This window comes from Pseudomonas sp. LY-1 (assembly GCF_053502595.1).
This window is the reverse complement of sequence record NZ_CP094353.1, coordinates 2,205,473-2,222,401: the sequence shown is the minus strand read 5'-3', so window position 1 is coordinate 2,222,401 and position 16,929 is coordinate 2,205,473. Positions and strand designations below refer to the sequence as shown.

Below are 16,929 nucleotides of genomic sequence, written 5' to 3'. Positions count from 1 at the left end.
CGCTTAAAGAGGCGGCAAGGTTACAGAATTTGGCCGATAAACGCACTGTTGCAGGGCGAACTGTCCGATAAGCGACATTGGAATGTCGTGTTTTCATACTTAATGTGGCAATACAGACAAAAAATGTGGGAGGGAGCTTGCTCCCGATAGCGGAGGTTCAATCACATCATCAGTGACTGAGCCACCGCTATCGGGCAAGCCCCCTCCCACATGGGACCAAGTACATTTCAATAAATGGGCCGCCCAGAATGCACAAAGGCCACCCGAAGGTGGCCTTTGCTGGTGAAGCGTCAGTTAAGCGCGAGGCTTACTTGACTGCCCAACCGGTCAGCTCGGCCAAGGCCTTGCCGATGTCTGCCAGCGAACGCACGGTTTTTACGCCTGCGTCTTGCAGTGCAGCGAATTTCTCGTCTGCAGTGCCTTTGCCGCCAGAGATGATTGCGCCAGCATGGCCCATGCGCTTGCCAGCAGGGGCAGTCACACCAGCGATGTAGGAAACAACCGGCTTGGTCACGTGGGCCTTGATGTAGGCTGCCGCTTCTTCTTCAGCCGAACCGCCGATCTCACCGATCATGACGATCGCTTCGGTCTTCGGGTCTTCCTGGAACAGCTTCAGGATGTCGATGAAGTTCGAGCCTGGGATCGGGTCACCGCCGATGCCGACGCAAGTCGACTGACCGAAACCGGCGTCAGTGGTCTGCTTCACAGCTTCGTAGGTCAGGGTGCCGGAACGGGAAACGATACCGACTTTACCTGGCAAGTGAATGTGACCAGGCATGATGCCGATCTTGCATTCGCCTGGAGTGATCACGCCTGGGCAGTTAGGGCCGATCAGGACCACACCCAGCTCGTCGCACTTGACCTTGGCGTCCAGCATATCCAGGGTAGGAATGCCTTCGGTGATGCACACGATCAGCTTGATGCCGCCGAACGCCGCTTCCAGGATCGAGTCTTTGCAGAAAGGAGCCGGAACGTAGATCACGCTGGCGGTCGCGCCAGTGGCAGCTACTGCGTCTTTAACGGTGTTGAACACTGGCAGGCCCAGGTGCTCGGTGCCGCCTTTGCCCGGCGTTACACCACCAACCATCTTGGTGCCGTATTCGATGGCTTGCTGGGTGTGGAAGCTACCTTGCGAACCGGTAATACCCTGGCAGATAACTTTGGTGTCTTTATTGATCAGGACGCTCATTATTTGCCCTCCGCAGCTTTGACAACTTGTTGAGCAGCGTCGGTCAGGCTGGTAGCCGCGATGATGTTCAAACCGCTTTCTGCCAGTACTTTAGCGCCCAGTTCAGCGTTGTTACCTTCAAGGCGAACAACAACCGGGATTTTCACGCCGACTTCTTTCACTGCACCGATGATGCCTTCGGCAATCATGTCGCAACGAACGATGCCGCCGAAGATGTTGACCAGTACTGCAGCGACATTGGAGTCGGACAGGATGATCTTGAAGGCTTCGGTTACGCGTTCTTTGGTAGCACCACCGCCCACGTCGAGGAAGTTGGCTGGTTTGCCGCCATGCAGGTTGACGATGTCCATGGTACCCATGGCCAGGCCGGCACCGTTGACCATGCAGCCAATGTTACCTTCCAGGGCTACGTAGTTCAGGTCGAACTTGGCAGCGTGCGCTTCGCGCGGATCGTCTTGCGACGGATCGTGGAAAGTCTTCAGCTTAGGCTGACGGTACATGGCGTTGGCGTCGATGTTGATCTTGGCGTCGAGGCAATGCAGATCGCCGTCAGCCTTGATCACCAGCGGGTTCACTTCCAGCAGGGCCAGATCGTGATCCTGGAACAGTTTGGCCAGACCTACGAAGATCTTGGCGAACTGGGCAACTTGCTTGCCTTCCAGACCCAGCTGGAAAGCCAGCTCGCGACCCTGGAATGGCTGAGCGCCAACCAGTGGATCGATAGTGGCTTTCAGAATTTTTTCAGGGGTATCGTGAGCGATTTTTTCGATGTCCACGCCACCTTCGGTGGAAGCCATGAACACGATGCGACGGCTCGAACGGTCAACGACAGCGCCCAGGTACAGCTCTTTAGCGATATCAGTGCACGATTCAACCAGGATCTTGGTGACTGGCTGGCCATTGGCATCAGTCTGGTAAGTCACCAGACGCTTGCCCAGCCACTGCTGTGCGAAGGCCTTGGCGTCTTCTTTGCTGCGAACCAGCTTAACGCCGCCCGCTTTACCGCGACCACCTGCGTGAACCTGGGCTTTTACAACCCATTCGGTCCCGCCGATTTTATCGCAAGCTTCTGCTGCTGCTTCCGGGGTGTCTACTGCGTAGCCCTGGGATACTGGCAGGCCGTATTCAGCGAACAGCTGCTTACCCTGATACTCGTGAAGATTCATGCTTTTTACCGTCTTCGTTAGGTACTGCGCATTCGGCGCTGCGCTCATTATGAGTGCCGCGCCACCTGTGACTGCTGCTTACGCAACTTGCCGGACTCAAGCCCGGTCAAGCTGCGCAACGCTGCGTCCAGCGGATATTCCGCGGTGAGTCTTGCGCGCAAGGCTCACGACGGGCAACCGCCGTGGTTTCTTATTATCTCGTTTTAGCGCTTCTTCTTGTTCGCGATGTGAATGGCATGACCATTCACTGCCAGCGCGGCTTCGTGCAATGCTTCGGACAGGGTCGGATGGGAGAAAACCATCATGCCGATGTCCTCGGCACTGGTGCCGAATTCCATACCGATTGCGCCCTGCTGGACCAGTTCTGCTGCGCCTGGGCCAATCACATGGACGCCCAATACGCGGTCAGTCTTGGCATCAGCGATGACTTTGACAAAACCACCGGTGTCGTTGGCTGCCATGGCACGACCAGAAGCAGCGAACGGGAAGGTGCCGACGTTAACTTCAACGCCTTCAGCTTTCAACTGCTGTTCGTTCTTGCCGACCCATGCAATTTCCGGGTGGGTGTAGATAACCGATGGGACCAGGTCGTAGTTCATCTGGGTTTTGTGGCCCTTGATGCGCTCGACAACCATGATGCCTTCTTCGGAAGCCTTGTGCGCCAGCATCATGCCGCGAACCACGTCGCCAATGGCGTAGACGCCAGGAACGGTGGTAGCGCAGTGATCGTCAACGTGGATGAAACCACGCTCGTCGATGTTCACGCCGCTGTCGGCTGCCAGCAGGTCGGTGGTCACTGGACGGCGACCAACGGCTACGATCAGCTTGTCGAAGGTGATGGTCTGTTCGCCATCCTTGTCGGTGTAGGTCACGACCACTTCTTCGCCGTTGACCTTCGAGCCGGTCACGCGAGCGCCCAGCTTGATGTCCAGACCCTGTTTGGTCAGAGTTTTCAGGGCTTCCTTGGACACTGCGGTGTCAGCAGCCAGCAGGAACGTGTCCAGGGCTTCGAGCACAGTGACCTGGGAACCCAGGCGGGACCAGACCGAACCCAGTTCCAGGCCGATCACGCCGGCGCCGATCACGCCCAGACGCTTGGGAACTGCTTGGAATTCCAGGGCGCCGGTCGAGTCAACGATGACTTTCTGGTCAACAGGTGCTGGTGGAATGTCGATCGGACGCGAACCTGGAGCCAGGATCACGTTTTCGGCTTCGATGATTTCGACCGAACCGTCCGGCTTGGTGATTTCAACTTTCTTGCCGGCCAGCAGCTTGCCGTGGCCTTGCAGGGAAGTTACGCCGTTGGCCTTGAACAGGGTGGCAACGCCGGAGGTCAGGCCTTTGACGATGTTGGCTTTACGGCCGACCATCGCGGGTACGTCCATGGTCACGCCAGCGTGGTGGATGCCGTGGATGGCAAAACCGCTTTGCGCTTCGTGGAATTTCCAGGAGCTGTCCAGCAGCGCCTTGGAAGGAATGCAACCAACGTTCAGGCAGGTACCGCCCAGTGCCAGTTTGCCTTCCTTGTCGGTGTATTTTTCGATGCAAGCAGTCGAGAGGCCCAGTTGTGCGGCCTTGATAGCGGCAACATAGCCGCCAGGACCTGCACCAATCACTACAACGTCAAATTTCTGCGACATGAAAATAGTTCCTCTATTTAGCAGCAAGCTGTCAAGCCGCAGGCCCCAAGCCCGACTGCCGTATCCGGCAGCCTGTCACTTGAGGCCCGCAGCTGCTTCTATCAGATATCCAGCAGCAGACGAGCTGGGTCTTCCAGCAGGTTCTTGATGGTCACCAGGAAAGTCACGGCTTCTTTACCATCGATCAGGCGGTGATCGTAAGACAGCGCCAGGTACATCATCGGACGGATCACGACTTGGCCGTTGATGGCCATCGGACGCTGGATGATGTTGTGCATGCCCAGGATCGCAGCTTGCGGCGGGTTGACGATCGGAGTCGACATCATCGAACCGAAGGTACCACCGTTGGTGATGGTGAAGGTGCCGCCGGTCATCTCGTCGATGGTCAGCTTGCCGTCACGGGCTTTCTTGCCGAAGCCGGCGATGCCGCCTTCGATTTCAGCCAGGCTCATCAGCTCGGCGTTACGCAGAACCGGAACCACCAGGCCGCGGTCGCTGGACACGGCAACGCCGACGTCTGCATAACCATGGTAAACGATGTCGCTGCCGTCGATGGAAGCGTTGACTGCCGGGAAGCGTTTCAGCGCTTCGGTGGCCGCTTTCACGAAGAACGACATGAAGCCCAGGCGCACGCCGTTGTGGCTCTTCTCGAACAGGTCCTTGTACTTCGAACGCAGGGCCATGACTTCGGTCATGTCGACTTCGTTGAAGGTGGTCAGCATCGCCATGTTCGACTGTGCTTCAACCAGACGCTTGGCCACGGTGGCACGCACGCGGGTCATCGGCACGCGCTTCTCGGTGCGGTCGCCAGCGGCGAACACAGGAGCAGCGGCAGCAGGCGCTGCAGCCTTGGCGGGTGCGGCAGCTGGAGCGTTTTTCTTGGCTTCAACGGCAGCAACCACGTCTTCCTTGGTCACACGGCCGTCTTTGCCGGTGCCTTTGATGGAAGCCAGGTTGATGCCGTTCTCTTCGGCCAGTTGACGAGCAGCCGGTGCGGCGATTGGATCTTCGCCACCCGCCGCCGGAGCGGCAGCTGGAGCAGAAGCAGCAACAGCCGGTGCAGCGGCAGCCGGAGCGGCAGCAGCGCTGCCCGCTTCGATCGAGCCCAGTACCTGGTTGGACAGGACGGTATCGCCTTCGTTGGCAATGATCGCGCCCAACACGCCGTCAGCTTCAGCCAACACTTCCAGAACGACTTTGTCGGTCTCGATGTCGACGATCAGTTCGTCACGCTTTACAGCCTCGCCTGGTTTCTTGTGCCAAGTGGCAATGGTGCCATCGGCAACCGATTCCGGGAATGTCGGGGCTTTGATTTCGATAGCCATTATCTGTGGGTCCTTAAAATTCGGTTTCAGTCAGCGCGAAGGCGTTAAACAGTGAAAGCATCTTGCAGGAGTTTTTCCTGCTGCTCGGCGTGCATCGATGCATAACCACAGGCAGGCGCGGCAGAAGCATCGCGACCGGCGTATTCCAGGCCCAGGGCCTTGTTGTGGTTACCAATGCTGCGACGCAGATGATGCTGGCTGCTGTACCAGGCGCCCTGGTTCATCGGTTCTTCCTGACACCACACTACATGAGTGAGGTTGGTGTAAGGCGCGATGATCTCCATGAGGTCATCTTCCGGGAACGGGTAAAGCTGCTCGATACGCACGATGGCGATGTCTTCGCGGCCTTCGGCACGGCGTTTTTCCAGCAAATCGTAGTAGACCTTGCCGCTGCACAGGATCAGGCGAGTGACCTTGGCCGCGTCCAGTGTATCGATTTCTGGAATAACGGTCTGGAACGAGCCTTCCGCCAGATCTTCCAGGGTCGAGATGGCCAATTTATGACGCAACAGCGATTTCGGCGTCAGCACTACCAGCGGCTTGCGCAGCGGGCGAATGACCTGGCGACGCAGCAAGTGGTAGATCTGGGCCGGGGTAGTCGGCACGCACACCTGGATGTTGTGCTCGGCGCACAGCTGCAGGTAACGCTCCAGACGGGCCGAGGAGTGCTCCGGACCCTGACCTTCATAACCGTGTGGCAGCAGCATGGTCAGACCGCACAGACGGCCCCACTTGTGCTCGCCGCTGGTGATGAACTGGTCGATAACCACCTGGGCACCGTTGGCGAAGTCGCCGAACTGGGCTTCCCAGATCACCAGCGCGTTAGGCGTGGTGGTCGAGTAACCGTATTCGAACGCCAGTACGGCTTCTTCGGACAGGAACGAATCGTACAGGTCGAAACGTGGCTGGCCTTCGTACAGGTGTTGCAGCGGGATGTAGGTGCCTGCGTCTTTCTGGTTGTGCAGAACCGCGTGACGGTGCGAGAACGTACCACGGCCGATGTCCTGGCCGGTCATGCGGATCGGGTGACCTTCGAACGCCAGGGTCGCATACGCCATGGTTTCGGCGTAACCCCAGTTGATCGGCAGGCCGCCGGCTTGCATCTTCTGACGGTCTTCGTAGATCTTCGCGACCTGGCGCTGTACGACGAAGCCGTCAGGAATTTCCAGCAGCTTGGCAGACAGTTCCTGCAGAGTCTTCAGATCGAACGACGTATCGTGACGCGCAGTCCAGGCGTGGCCCAGGTACGGACGCCAGTCGACGAACAGCTCTTTGTTCGGCTCTTTGACCAGGCTTTTTACAACATGCAGACCATTGTCCAACGCGTTGCGGTATTCGTCGACTTTCGCCTGAACACGCGCTTCGTCAATCACACCGGCCTTGGTCAGGCTTTCGGCGTACAGCTCACGGGTGGTGCGCTGCTTGGTGATCTGCTGGTACATCAACGGCTGGGTGCCGCTTGGTTCGTCCGCTTCGTTGTGACCGCGACGGCGGTAGCAAACCAGGTCGATCACCACGTCACGCTTGAACTGCATGCGGTAGTCGACAGCCAGTTGGGTCACGAACAGCACGGCTTCCGGATCATCACCATTCACATGGAGGATCGGCGCCTGGATCATCTTGGCAACGTCGGTGGCGTACTCGGTGGAACGCGCGTCCAACGGGTTGCTGATGGTGAAGCCCACCTGGTTGTTGATGACGATGTGAACGGTACCGCCGGTCTTGAAGCCGCGGGTCTGCGACATCTGGAAGGTTTCCAGGACCACGCCTTGACCGGCGAATGCCGCGTCGCCGTGGATGGAAATCGGCAGAACCTTCTCACCGGTCGCGTCGTTACGACGATCCTGGCGAGCCCGCACCGAACCCTCGACCACTGGAGAAACGATTTCCAGGTGGGACGGGTTGAAGGCCATGGCCAGGTGAACTTCACCGCCGGTGGTCATCACGTTGGACGAGAAGCCCTGGTGGTATTTAACGTCACCGGAACCCAGCTCGACCTTTTTCTTGCCTTCGAACTCGTCGAACAAGTCGCGCGGGTTCTTGCCGAAGGTGTTGACCAGCACGTTGAGACGGCCACGGTGGGCCATGCCGATCACGATTTCCTTGGTGCCGTAGGAGCCGGAACGCTGGATCAGCTCGTCGAGCATCGGAATCAGGCTCTCGCCGCCTTCCAGGCCGAAACGCTTGGTGCCCGGGTATTTGGTGCCCAGGTATTTTTCGAGACCTTCGGCTGCGGTCACGCGCTCAAGCAGGTGGCTGCGCACATCGGCAGACAACACCGGACGGCCACGCACGCCTTCCAGGCGATGCTGGAACCAGTGACGCTGTTCGGAGTCGGTGATGTGCGTGAACTCAGCGCCAATGGTGCGGCAATATGTCTGCTGCAACGCTTCGTGAATTTCGCGTAGGCTCGCTTCCTCTTTGCCGATGAACAGGTCTCCGGCACGGAAGGTCGTATCAAGATCGGCATTGGTCAAGCCGTAATGATTGATCGACAGGTCTGCAGGTGCAGGACGCTTCCAGAGCCCCAGCGGGTCGAGCTGGGCCGCCTGGTGGCCGCGCATACGGTAGGCCTGGATCAGTCGCAGTACTTCAACTTGCTTCTTCTCATGCTCACTGCTCACGCTTCCGGCTGAAACCGGTTGGGCGCGGCGCTGGTTCTTTGCCAGCAGCACGAACTGATCGCGAATTGTTGCGTGCGATACATCGGTGGCAGCGTTGCCGTCTGAAGACAACGTCTGAAATTTGGTGCGCCATTCTTCTGGCACAGCGTTAGGGTCGTGCAGGTAGAGCTCATAAAGCTCTTCCACATAGGCAGCGTTACCACCTGAAAGATAGCCGCTGTTCCACATGCGCTGCATCACGCTTTCTTGCATGCTTGGTCACCCTCGATTTGGGGACACCACCGGCGGCGACACCGAGTTTGCTTGCAAAAGGCCAAGTGCAGCGACCAAAACAAGCCACTTAGGATCACGCTGATAGTTCGGGTACCAACCCGAATGCCCCTGCTTGTCTCATTTCTTCAAAATAAGAGCCGCGGCTTTGTAAGTCGCTGCTCAAGTTAAGACTACGGCGCCGGTTGAAGCCTGCGCCGTAGCATTTACGGGCACAACGGTCCTGCTTTGCTACAACGTCAATTACACGCCGCTTTGCAGCAGCATGTTACGGATGTGACCAATGGCCTTAGTCGGGTTCAGGCCTTTAGGACATACGTTGACGCAGTTCATGATCCCGCGGCAGCGGAATACGCTGAACGGGTCATCCAGTGAAGCCAGACGCTCGGAGGTCTGGGTGTCACGGCTGTCTGCCAGGAAGCGATATGCTTGCAGCAGAGCAGCCGGGCCCAGGAATTTGTCCGGGTTCCACCAGAAGGATGGGCACGACGTCGAGCAGCAAGCGCACAGGATGCACTCGTACAGGCCGTCGAGCTTCTCGCGCTCTTCCGGGGACTGCAGACGCTCGATGGCCGGAGCCGGCGTATCGTTCTGCAGGAATGGCTTAACCTTCTCGTATTGCTTGTAGAAGATGCTCATATCGACGACCAGGTCACGGATAACCGGCAAACCTGGCAGAGGACGAATGATCAGCTTGTTGCCTTTGACCACGGCGGACAGCGGCGTGATGCACGCCAGGCCGTTCTTGCCGTTGATGTTCATACCGTCGGAGCCGCAAACACCTTCACGGCAAGAGCGACGATAGGAGAACCCTTCGTCCTGCTCTTTGATCAGGGCCAGCACATCCAGCACCATCAAGTCTTTACCACCGGTATTGACCTGGAATTCCTGCATGAACGGCGCAGCGTCCCGATCAGGGTTGTAGCGATACACACTGACTTTCAACATGGCAGCCACCCTTAGTAAGTCCGAATTTTCGGTTCAAACATCGGAACCGTCTTCGGCGAGAAGTTAACGGCACGCTTGGTGACGCGCTTTTCACCCGGGAAGTAGAGGGTGTGGCACAGCCAGTTTTCATCGTCACGGTCTTCGTAGTCTTCACGAGCGTGAGCACCGCGGGACTCTTTACGAACCTCGGCGGCAATCGCAGTCGCTTCAGCCACTTCCAACAGGTTTTGCAGCTCAAGGGCTTCGATACGAGCGGTGTTGAACGCCTGGCTCTTATCGTTGATCTTGACGTTGGCGATGCGCTTGCGCAGGTCAGCCAGCAGGGCAATACCCTTCTGCATGTATTCACCGGTACGGAATACACCGAAGTAGTTCTGCATGCAGCTTTGCAGCTCGCGACGCAGGGTAGCCACGTCTTCGCCTTCGGTACGCTCGTTCAGAGCGGACAGACGCGCCAGGGCAGCTTCGATGTTGGCGTCGGTAGCGTCATCGTATTCGATGCCGTCGGTCAGCGCCTTTTCCAGGTGCAGGCCGGCAGCGCGGCCGAAGACCACCAGGTCGAGCAGCGAGTTGCCGCCCAGACGGTTGGCGCCGTGAACCGATACGCAAGCCACTTCGCCCACCGCGAACAGACCATGAATGATCTCGTCCACGCCGTCGGCGTTCTGGGTGATTGCCTGGCCATGGATGTTGGTCGGCACGCCGCCCATCATGTAGTGGCAAGTCGGAACAACCGGAACCGGAGCAACCACCGGGTCAACGTGCGCAAAGGTCTTGGACAGTTCGCAGATACCTGGCAGGCGGCTGTGCAGCACTTCCTCGCCGAGGTGATCGAGCTTGAGCAGCACGTGGTCGCCGTTCGGGCCACAGCCGTTGCCGGCGATGATTTCCTTGACCATGGAACGGGCTACAACGTCACGACCGGCAAGGTCTTTCGCGTTCGGAGCATAACGCTCCATGAAACGCTCACCGTGCTTGTTGATCAGGTAGCCACCTTCACCACGGCAACCTTCGGTGACGAGTACACCGGCGCCGGCGATGCCGGTCGGGTGGAACTGCCACATTTCAATGTCTTGCACCGGCACGCCGGCACGCAGCGCCATGCCAACGCCGTCGCCGGTGTTGATCAGTGCGTTGGTGGTCGAGGCGTAGATACGACCTGCACCGCCGGTCGCCAGAACGGTAGCCTTGGCGCGGATGTAGGTGGTTTCACCGGTTTCGATGCAGATAGCGATCACGCCGACGAATGCGCCGTCCTGGTTTTTTACCAGGTCAACCGCGTAGTACTCGTTCAGGAACGTGGTGCCGGCTTTCAGGTTGCCCTGATACAGGGTGTGCAGCAGCGCGTGACCGGTACGGTCGGACGCGGCGCAAGTACGGGCAGCCTGGCCGCCTTTACCGTAATCCTTCGACTGACCGCCGAATGGACGCTGGTAGATACGACCTTGCTCGGTACGCGAGAACGGCAGACCCATGTGGTCCAGCTCGAACACGGCGGCCGGGCCTTCCTGACACATGTATTCGATAGCGTCCTGGTCACCGATATAGTCGGAGCCCTTGACGGTATCGTACATGTGCCAGCGCCAGTCATCGTTCGGGTCGGCGGAGGCGATGGCGCAGGTGATGCCACCCTGGGCCGATACGGTGTGGGAACGCGTCGGGAACACCTTGGTGATCACGGCAGTCTTGTGACCGCCCTGAGCCAGTTGCAGCGCTGCGCGCATGCCGGCGCCGCCGCCACCAATGATGATGGCGTCGAAGGAAATAGTTGGAATGTTAGCCATGGATCAGATACCCCAAAGAATCTGCACACCCCAGACGAAGTAAGCGAACATCGCGACGCCGCATACTGCCTGGAAGAGAAACCGTACTGCTGTCGCAGACTTGCCCAGCGCCATCGGCGTCAGGTAGTCGGTCGAAATGGTCCACATGCCGACCCAGGCGTGAGCGCCCAGGGCTACAAGGGCCAGCAGACTGAAGATTCGCATCGCATTGTGGGAAAACAGGCCATGCCATTGCTCATAGCCGATGCCCGGATTGGCGACGAGGTATCCGATCAGGAAAATGAAATAAGCCGCGAGAACGACCGCAGACACACGCTGTGCCATCCAGTCATAGAGGCCCGAACGCGACAGATTCGTTACGCTGGTTACCATATCCAAACTCCTGCCAGAACGATCAGCGCCACGGAAACGGCGATGACGATTTTCGAGCCCAGGCGGCCGCCTTCCAGCGTCTCACCGATGCCCATATCCATGATCAAGTGGCGCACGCCGGCTACCAAGTGATACAGCAGAGCGGACAAGAGGCCCCATGCTACGAACTTGGCCAGCGGACTGGTCAAGCATGCCTTCACCTCGGCATAACCTTCCTCGGAACCCAGGGATTTGCTCAATGCATAAAGCATGAAGCCCAGGCCCAGGAAGAGGATGATGCCGGAAACACGGTGCAGGAACGACGTAACGCCGGTGATGGGGAGTTTGATGGTCCTTAGGTCTAGGTTTACAGGTCGTTGGCTATTCACGGCTTTTTTTCACACTGAAGAGCCCCTAACAATCAGGGCAAAGTTGTTGGGGAGCGGACTGGTCAGGTAACACCACCCAGGGAGTGCGACCCCCAATGAAAGCAAGCCCAAAAGCCCTTGGCGGTCGGTGGCCGAGTATAGACAGTTAGGTTACTAATGACAACGCGCTGACCTCACCCTAATAGCGCATTGCGTTGGCAGGATAAAAGGCGTAAATGGCGGTAAATTTCGAGGAAAAAGTCCGGTTAAAGCCTTCTGGGGCAAGACTTTAGGCAAATTGACATCTGAATTTATCTCACTATAGTGGTGCGGGCCCTGCGTGGGGGGTCTGTCTGATGATTTGAAGCATAAATAGGAGGCCACATGGCTGACAAAAAAGCGCAGTTGATCATCGAGGGCGCAGCCCCCGTCGAGCTGCCCATTTTAACCGGCACCGTTGGTCCTGATGTTATCGACGTACGGGGCCTGACGGCCACGGGCCGTTTCACTTTCGACCCAGGTTTCATGTCGACTGCCTCATGCGAGTCGAAGATTACCTATATTGATGGCGATAATGGCATTTTGCTGCATCGGGGCTACCCGATCGAGCAACTGGCTGAGAAATCGGACTACCTGGAAACCTGCTATCTGCTACTAAATGGCGAGTTGCCAACCGCCGAGCAGAAAGCCCAGTTTGTCAGTACTGTAAAGAACCACACCATGGTTCACGAGCAGTTGAAGACGTTCTTCAACGGCTTCCGTCGCGACGCCCACCCGATGGCCGTCATGTGCGGCGTGGTCGGCGCCCTGTCGGCCTTCTATCACGACTCCCTCGACATCAATAACCCGCAGCATCGCGAAATTTCCGCGATCCGCCTGGTTGCCAAGATGCCGACCCTGGCCGCAATGGTTTACAAGTACTCCATGGGGCAACCCATGATGTACCCGCGCAACGACCTGACTTACGCGGAAAACTTCCTGCACATGATGTTCAACACCCCGTGCGAGATCAAACCGATCAGCCCGGTGCTCGCCAAGGCAATGGACCGGATCTTCATCCTCCATGCCGACCACGAGCAGAACGCCTCCACCTCTACCGTGCGTCTGGCCGGCTCTTCGGGTGCCAACCCGTTCGCCTGTATCGCCGCCGGTATCGCCGCGCTGTGGGGCCCTGCCCACGGCGGTGCGAACGAAGCCGTATTGACCATGCTCGATGAAATCGGCGATGTCTCGAACATCGACAAATACATCGCCAAGGCCAAGGACAAGAACGATCCGTTCAAGTTGATGGGCTTCGGTCACCGGGTCTACAAGAACCGCGACCCGCGCGCCACCGTCATGAAGAAGACCTGCGACGAAGTGTTGAGGGAACTGGGCATCAAGAACGATCCGCAACTCGAACTGGCCATGCGCCTGGAAGAGATCGCTCTGACCGACCCGTACTTCATCGAACGCTCGCTGTACCCGAACGTCGACTTCTACTCGGGGATCATCCTCAAGGCGATCGGCATTCCAACCAGCATGTTCACCGTGATCTTCGCCCTGGCGCGGACCGTGGGCTGGATCTCCCACTGGAAAGAAATGCTCTCCAGCCCGTACAAGATTGGCCGCCCGCGCCAGCTGTACACCGGCTACGAGTCGCGTGACATTACCAAGTTGGAAGATCGCAAGTAAGCATCTGACTGACGCGCAATAAAAAAGCGGCCTCCTTCATGGAGGCCGTTTTTATTTGTGCAAGAACCAAGAAACTGTTTTGTCTGAAATTCAGCTATCGGGAGCAAGCCCCCAGCCTATCGACCGGGACACGTCCTATTAAGCCCCCAAACCTGACCAATTACCCACCTTGGAATGCAATCAACTGTGGGAGGGGGCTTGCCCCCGATAGCAATGGCCCAGCCACCACAAAACTCCAGCCAAAAAAAATGCCCCAGCCTATCGACCGGGGCATTTCCTATTACCCCCCCAAAACCTGACCGACTACCCACCTTGAAATGCAACCAACTGTGGGAGGGGGCTTGCCCCCGATAGCAATGGCCCAGCCACCACAAAACTCCAGCCAAAAAAAATGCCCCAGCCTATCGACCGGGGCATTTCCTATTGAGCTACAACCTTAGTGAGAAACCGCCCCACTCGCCCCCAGGCCAGTCTGCGAACGCACAAACTGCGGGAAGTACAGCGCCCGTTCCTTGACTGCCGCCGCCGACTTGTCGGTGATGGAGAAGAACCAGATGCTGACGAACGCGATGAACATCGAGAACAGCGCAGGGTACTCATACGGGAAGATGGCTTTTTCGTGATGCAGGATCGACACCCAGATGGTCGGCCCCAGGACCATCAGGCCCACAGCACTGACCAACCCGAGCCAGCCGCCAATCATTGCGCCACGGGTGGTGAGGTTTTTCCAGTACATGGAAAGCAGCAACACCGGGAAGTTACAGCTGGCAGCGATAGAGAACGCCAGGCCGACCATGAACGCAATGTTCTGGCTTTCAAACAGGATACCCAGACCGATTGCCAGCACCGCCAAGGCGATAGTGGTGATCTTCGAGACGCGAATCTCCTCTTTGTCGTTGGCCTTGCCTTTCTTGATCACGCTGGCATACAGGTCATGGGACACCGCCGAAGCACCGGCCAGGGTCAAGCCCGCAACCACCGCGAGGATGGTGGCAAACGCCACAGCCGAGATGAAGCCCAGGAAGATACTGCCACCCACCGCGTTGGCCAGGTGAACCGCCGCCATGTTGTTACCACCGAGCAAGGCGCCTGCAGCATCCTTGAACGCCGGGTTGGTGCTGACCAGCAGGATCGCGCCGAAACCGATGATGAAGGTCAGGATGTAGAAGTAGCCGATGAAACCAGTGGCGTACAACACGCTCTTGCGCGCTTCCTTGGCGTCGCTCACGGTGAAGAAGCGCATCAGGATGTGCGGCAGGCCGGCGGTACCGAACATCAGTGCCAGAGCCAGGGAGAACGCGGAGACCGGATCTTTCACCAGACCGCCAGGGCTCATGATCGCTTCACCTTTAGGGTGAACCTTGATCGCCTCGGAAAACAGCGTGCTGAAGTCGAAGTTGACGTGCTTCATCACCATGACTGCCATGAATGTGGCGCCGGACAGCAGCAACACTGCCTTGATGATCTGCACCCAGGTGGTCGCCAGCATGCCGCCGAACAGCACGTACAGGCACATCAGGACACCCACCATGATCACCGCTACGTGGTAATCAAGACCGAACAGCAGCTGGATCAACTTGCCCGCGCCAACCATCTGCGCGATCAGGTAGAACGCCACCACCACCAGCGAACCGCAAGCCGACAGGCTACGGATCTGGGTTTGCCCGAGGCGATAGGACGCCACGTCGGCAAAGGTGTATTTGCCCAGGTTACGCAGGCGCTCGGCGATCAGGAACAGAATGATCGGCCAGCCCACCAGGAAGCCGATCGAGTAGATCAGGCCGTCGTAGCCGGAGGTGTATACCAGTGCGGAAATACCCAGGAAGGACGCGGCCGACATATAGTCGCCGGCAATCGCCAGGCCGTTCTGGAAACCGGTGATCTTGCCGCCGGCCGCATAATAGTCGGCCGCCGAGTTGTTGCGCTTGGACGCCCAGTAGGTAATGCACAACGTCGCGCCGACAAAGACCACGAACATCAGGATCGCTGGAATATTCAGCGGTTGTTTTTGCACTTCACCGGTCAACGCCTCCCCCGCCCATATAGCAGGCGCGAAGACCGAAGCACCCAGTACAGCCAATAGACGACGGATCATTGCGCAGCCTCCTTGAGAATCGCATTGTTCAGATCGTCGAATTCGCCGTTGGCGCGTCGCACGTAGATCGCAGTGAGGACAAAGGCCGATAGAATCAGCCCGACACCGATAGGGATTCCCCAGGTGATGGACGAAGTGGAGCTGATCTTAGCTCCCAGCAATTGTGGCCCGTAGGCGATCAACAGGATGAATCCGGAGTAAAGCCCTAGCATGATCGCCGAGAGAATCCAGGCGAACCTTTCCCTTTTTCTAACCAGCTCCTTGAAGCGCGGGCTGTTTTGAATCGAGAGGTAAATGCTGTCGTTCATTGTTTTTATCCTCGCAGCACAGCTTTGTTATTATTGAAACAATAGCCACTGTATGCGGCTACGGGGCAGGTTCCAGACGACCTTAGTATTAGAGGGAGTGTAGCGAGGGTTTGCGAGGGCGCAGAAACATTTGCGGGCGGCGAAAATAATGTGGGAGGAGGCTTGCCCCCGATTGCGGTGTGTCAGTCGCTGATGATCTGACTGATCCATCGCTATCGGGGGCAAGCCCCCTCCCACAAGGGGTTACATCAAAGGGGGGTTACTTGGCGAGCCACTCGGCAACCCGCTCAGGGTGCTTGGCAACCCAGTCCTTGGCGGCTGCATCGGGCTTGGCGCCCTCCTGGATGGCGAGCATGACTTCACCGATTTCGTCCTTGGAAGCCCATTGGAATTTCTTCAGGAACGCCACGACGTCCGGGGCTTTCTTCTCCAGGCCCTTGCTACCGATGCTGTTGACGGTTTCAGCAGCGCCATAGATCCCTTTTGGATCGTCCAGGAACCGCAGTTTCCACTTGGCGAACATCCAGTGCGGCACCCACCCGGTGACTGCAATGGATTCCTGCTTGTCTTCGGCGCGGGTCAGTTCGGCGATCATCGCGGCACCGGAGCTGGCTTGCAGCTTGTAGTCCAGGCCATAGGCCTTGATCGCTTCGTCGGTCTTGAGCATCACGCCTGAACCGGCGTCGATACCGACGATCTTGTTCTTGAAGGTGGTGTCGGTCTTGAGGTCTTCGATGGACTTGGCCTTGACGTACTCCGGCACGATCAGGCCGATCTTCGCATCCTTGAAGTTGGGGCCGTAGTCGACCACCTTGTCCTTGTTCTTGGCCCAGTATTCACCGTGGGTCACGGGTAGCCAGGCAGAGAGCATGGCGTCGAGCTTGCCGGTGGCAACACCCTGCCACATGATCCCGGTGGCGACCGCTTGCAACTTGACGTCATAACCGAGCTTTGCCTTGATCACCTCTGCCGCCACATGAGTGGTGGCAACGCTGTCGGACCAACCGTCCACGTAGCCGATGCTCAGGGTTTTGCTGTCGGCGCTGGCCAGTGTGGAGCTCATCGCAACTACCAGAGTGGCAACTGCGCCCAAGAGTCGTCGCATCTTCATCGTACTTCCCCGAAAGTGCTGCGCCCGACGGATGTCGAGCGACGTCAACCTGTTGTTATGTGGTGCGCCACGCCCC

Annotated in this window: 13 protein-coding genes; 1 reads left to right on the top strand and 12 read right to left on the bottom strand. The window is 58.0% G+C overall.

Translation table 11 applies throughout. The features are described from left to right. Positions 1-307: 307 nt before the first annotated feature. The 9 genes from sucD to sdhC form a co-directional block, all read right to left on the bottom strand. The gene (gene sucD, locus MOQ67_RS10205) at positions 308-1,189 is read right to left on the bottom strand and encodes a succinate--CoA ligase subunit alpha (RefSeq protein ID WP_003172813.1); all 882 of its coding nucleotides are present in this window, start codon (positions 1,187-1,189) and stop codon (positions 308-310) included. Next, the gene (gene sucC / locus MOQ67_RS10200) at positions 1,189-2,355 is read right to left on the bottom strand and encodes an ADP-forming succinate--CoA ligase subunit beta (protein WP_448675921.1); all 1,167 of its coding nucleotides are present in this window, start codon (positions 2,353-2,355) and stop codon (positions 1,189-1,191) included. The genes sucD and sucC overlap by 1 nt, the downstream gene beginning before the upstream one ends. 203 nt (positions 2,356-2,558) lie before the next feature. Further along, positions 2,559-3,995, bottom strand: a complete 1,437-nt coding sequence (gene lpdA, locus MOQ67_RS10195; RefSeq protein ID WP_017846769.1) for a dihydrolipoyl dehydrogenase — start codon at positions 3,993-3,995, stop codon at positions 2,559-2,561. A gap of 101 nt (positions 3,996-4,096) precedes the next feature. Further along, positions 4,097-5,320, bottom strand: coding sequence for a 2-oxoglutarate dehydrogenase complex dihydrolipoyllysine-residue succinyltransferase (gene odhB / locus MOQ67_RS10190; protein WP_017846768.1), 1,224 nt, complete (start codon positions 5,318-5,320; stop codon positions 4,097-4,099). 44 nt (positions 5,321-5,364) lie between these two features. Beyond that, entirely contained in the window at positions 5,365-8,196 is a 2,832-nt protein-coding gene (locus tag MOQ67_RS10185) for a 2-oxoglutarate dehydrogenase E1 component (protein ID WP_017846767.1), read from the bottom strand. Between the two features lie 261 nt (positions 8,197-8,457). Further along, positions 8,458-9,162: a succinate dehydrogenase iron-sulfur subunit gene (locus MOQ67_RS10180; protein ID WP_017846766.1), complete on the bottom strand. Its 705-nt coding sequence runs from the start codon at positions 9,160-9,162 to the stop codon at positions 8,458-8,460. An 11-nt stretch (positions 9,163-9,173) separates the two neighbouring features. After that, complete coding sequence (sdhA, locus tag MOQ67_RS10175; protein WP_017846765.1) at positions 9,174-10,946, bottom strand: succinate dehydrogenase flavoprotein subunit; 1,773 nt, start codon at positions 10,944-10,946, stop codon at positions 9,174-9,176. 3 nt (positions 10,947-10,949) lie between these two features. Further along, a complete protein-coding gene (gene sdhD, locus MOQ67_RS10170) occupies positions 10,950-11,318 on the bottom strand; it encodes a succinate dehydrogenase, hydrophobic membrane anchor protein (RefSeq protein ID WP_017846764.1) in 369 nt (122 codons plus the stop codon). Then, a complete protein-coding gene (gene sdhC, locus MOQ67_RS10165; RefSeq protein ID WP_017846763.1) occupies positions 11,312-11,686 on the bottom strand; it encodes a succinate dehydrogenase, cytochrome b556 subunit in 375 nt (124 codons plus the stop codon). Before sdhC ends, sdhD begins: the two co-directional genes overlap by 7 nt. Positions 11,687-12,049: 363 nt before the next feature. Between sdhC and gltA the strand changes: the two genes are divergently transcribed. Then, positions 12,050-13,339 carry a citrate synthase gene (gene gltA / locus MOQ67_RS10160; RefSeq protein ID WP_017846762.1) on the top strand — a complete coding sequence of 430 codons (1,290 nt, stop codon included), beginning with the start codon at positions 12,050-12,052 and terminating at the stop codon, positions 13,337-13,339. Positions 13,340-13,775: 436 nt separating this feature from the next. Here the strand turns inward: gltA and MOQ67_RS10155 are convergent, their stop codons facing one another. From MOQ67_RS10155 to MOQ67_RS10145, 3 genes are all read right to left on the bottom strand, one after another. Continuing rightward, positions 13,776-15,434 (bottom strand): cation acetate symporter, encoded by a 1,659-nt coding sequence (locus MOQ67_RS10155; protein WP_017846761.1) that lies wholly within the window; start codon positions 15,432-15,434, stop codon positions 13,776-13,778. Further along, on the bottom strand, positions 15,431-15,742 hold the full coding sequence (locus MOQ67_RS10150) for a DUF485 domain-containing protein (RefSeq protein ID WP_017846760.1): 312 nt from the start codon (positions 15,740-15,742) through the stop codon (positions 15,431-15,433). The genes MOQ67_RS10155 and MOQ67_RS10150 overlap by 4 nt, the downstream gene beginning before the upstream one ends. 259 nt (positions 15,743-16,001) lie before the next feature. Continuing rightward, the gene (locus MOQ67_RS10145; RefSeq protein WP_026139996.1) at positions 16,002-16,853 is read right to left on the bottom strand and encodes a glycine betaine ABC transporter substrate-binding protein; all 852 of its coding nucleotides are present in this window, start codon (positions 16,851-16,853) and stop codon (positions 16,002-16,004) included. Positions 16,854-16,929: the final 76 nt, after the last annotated feature.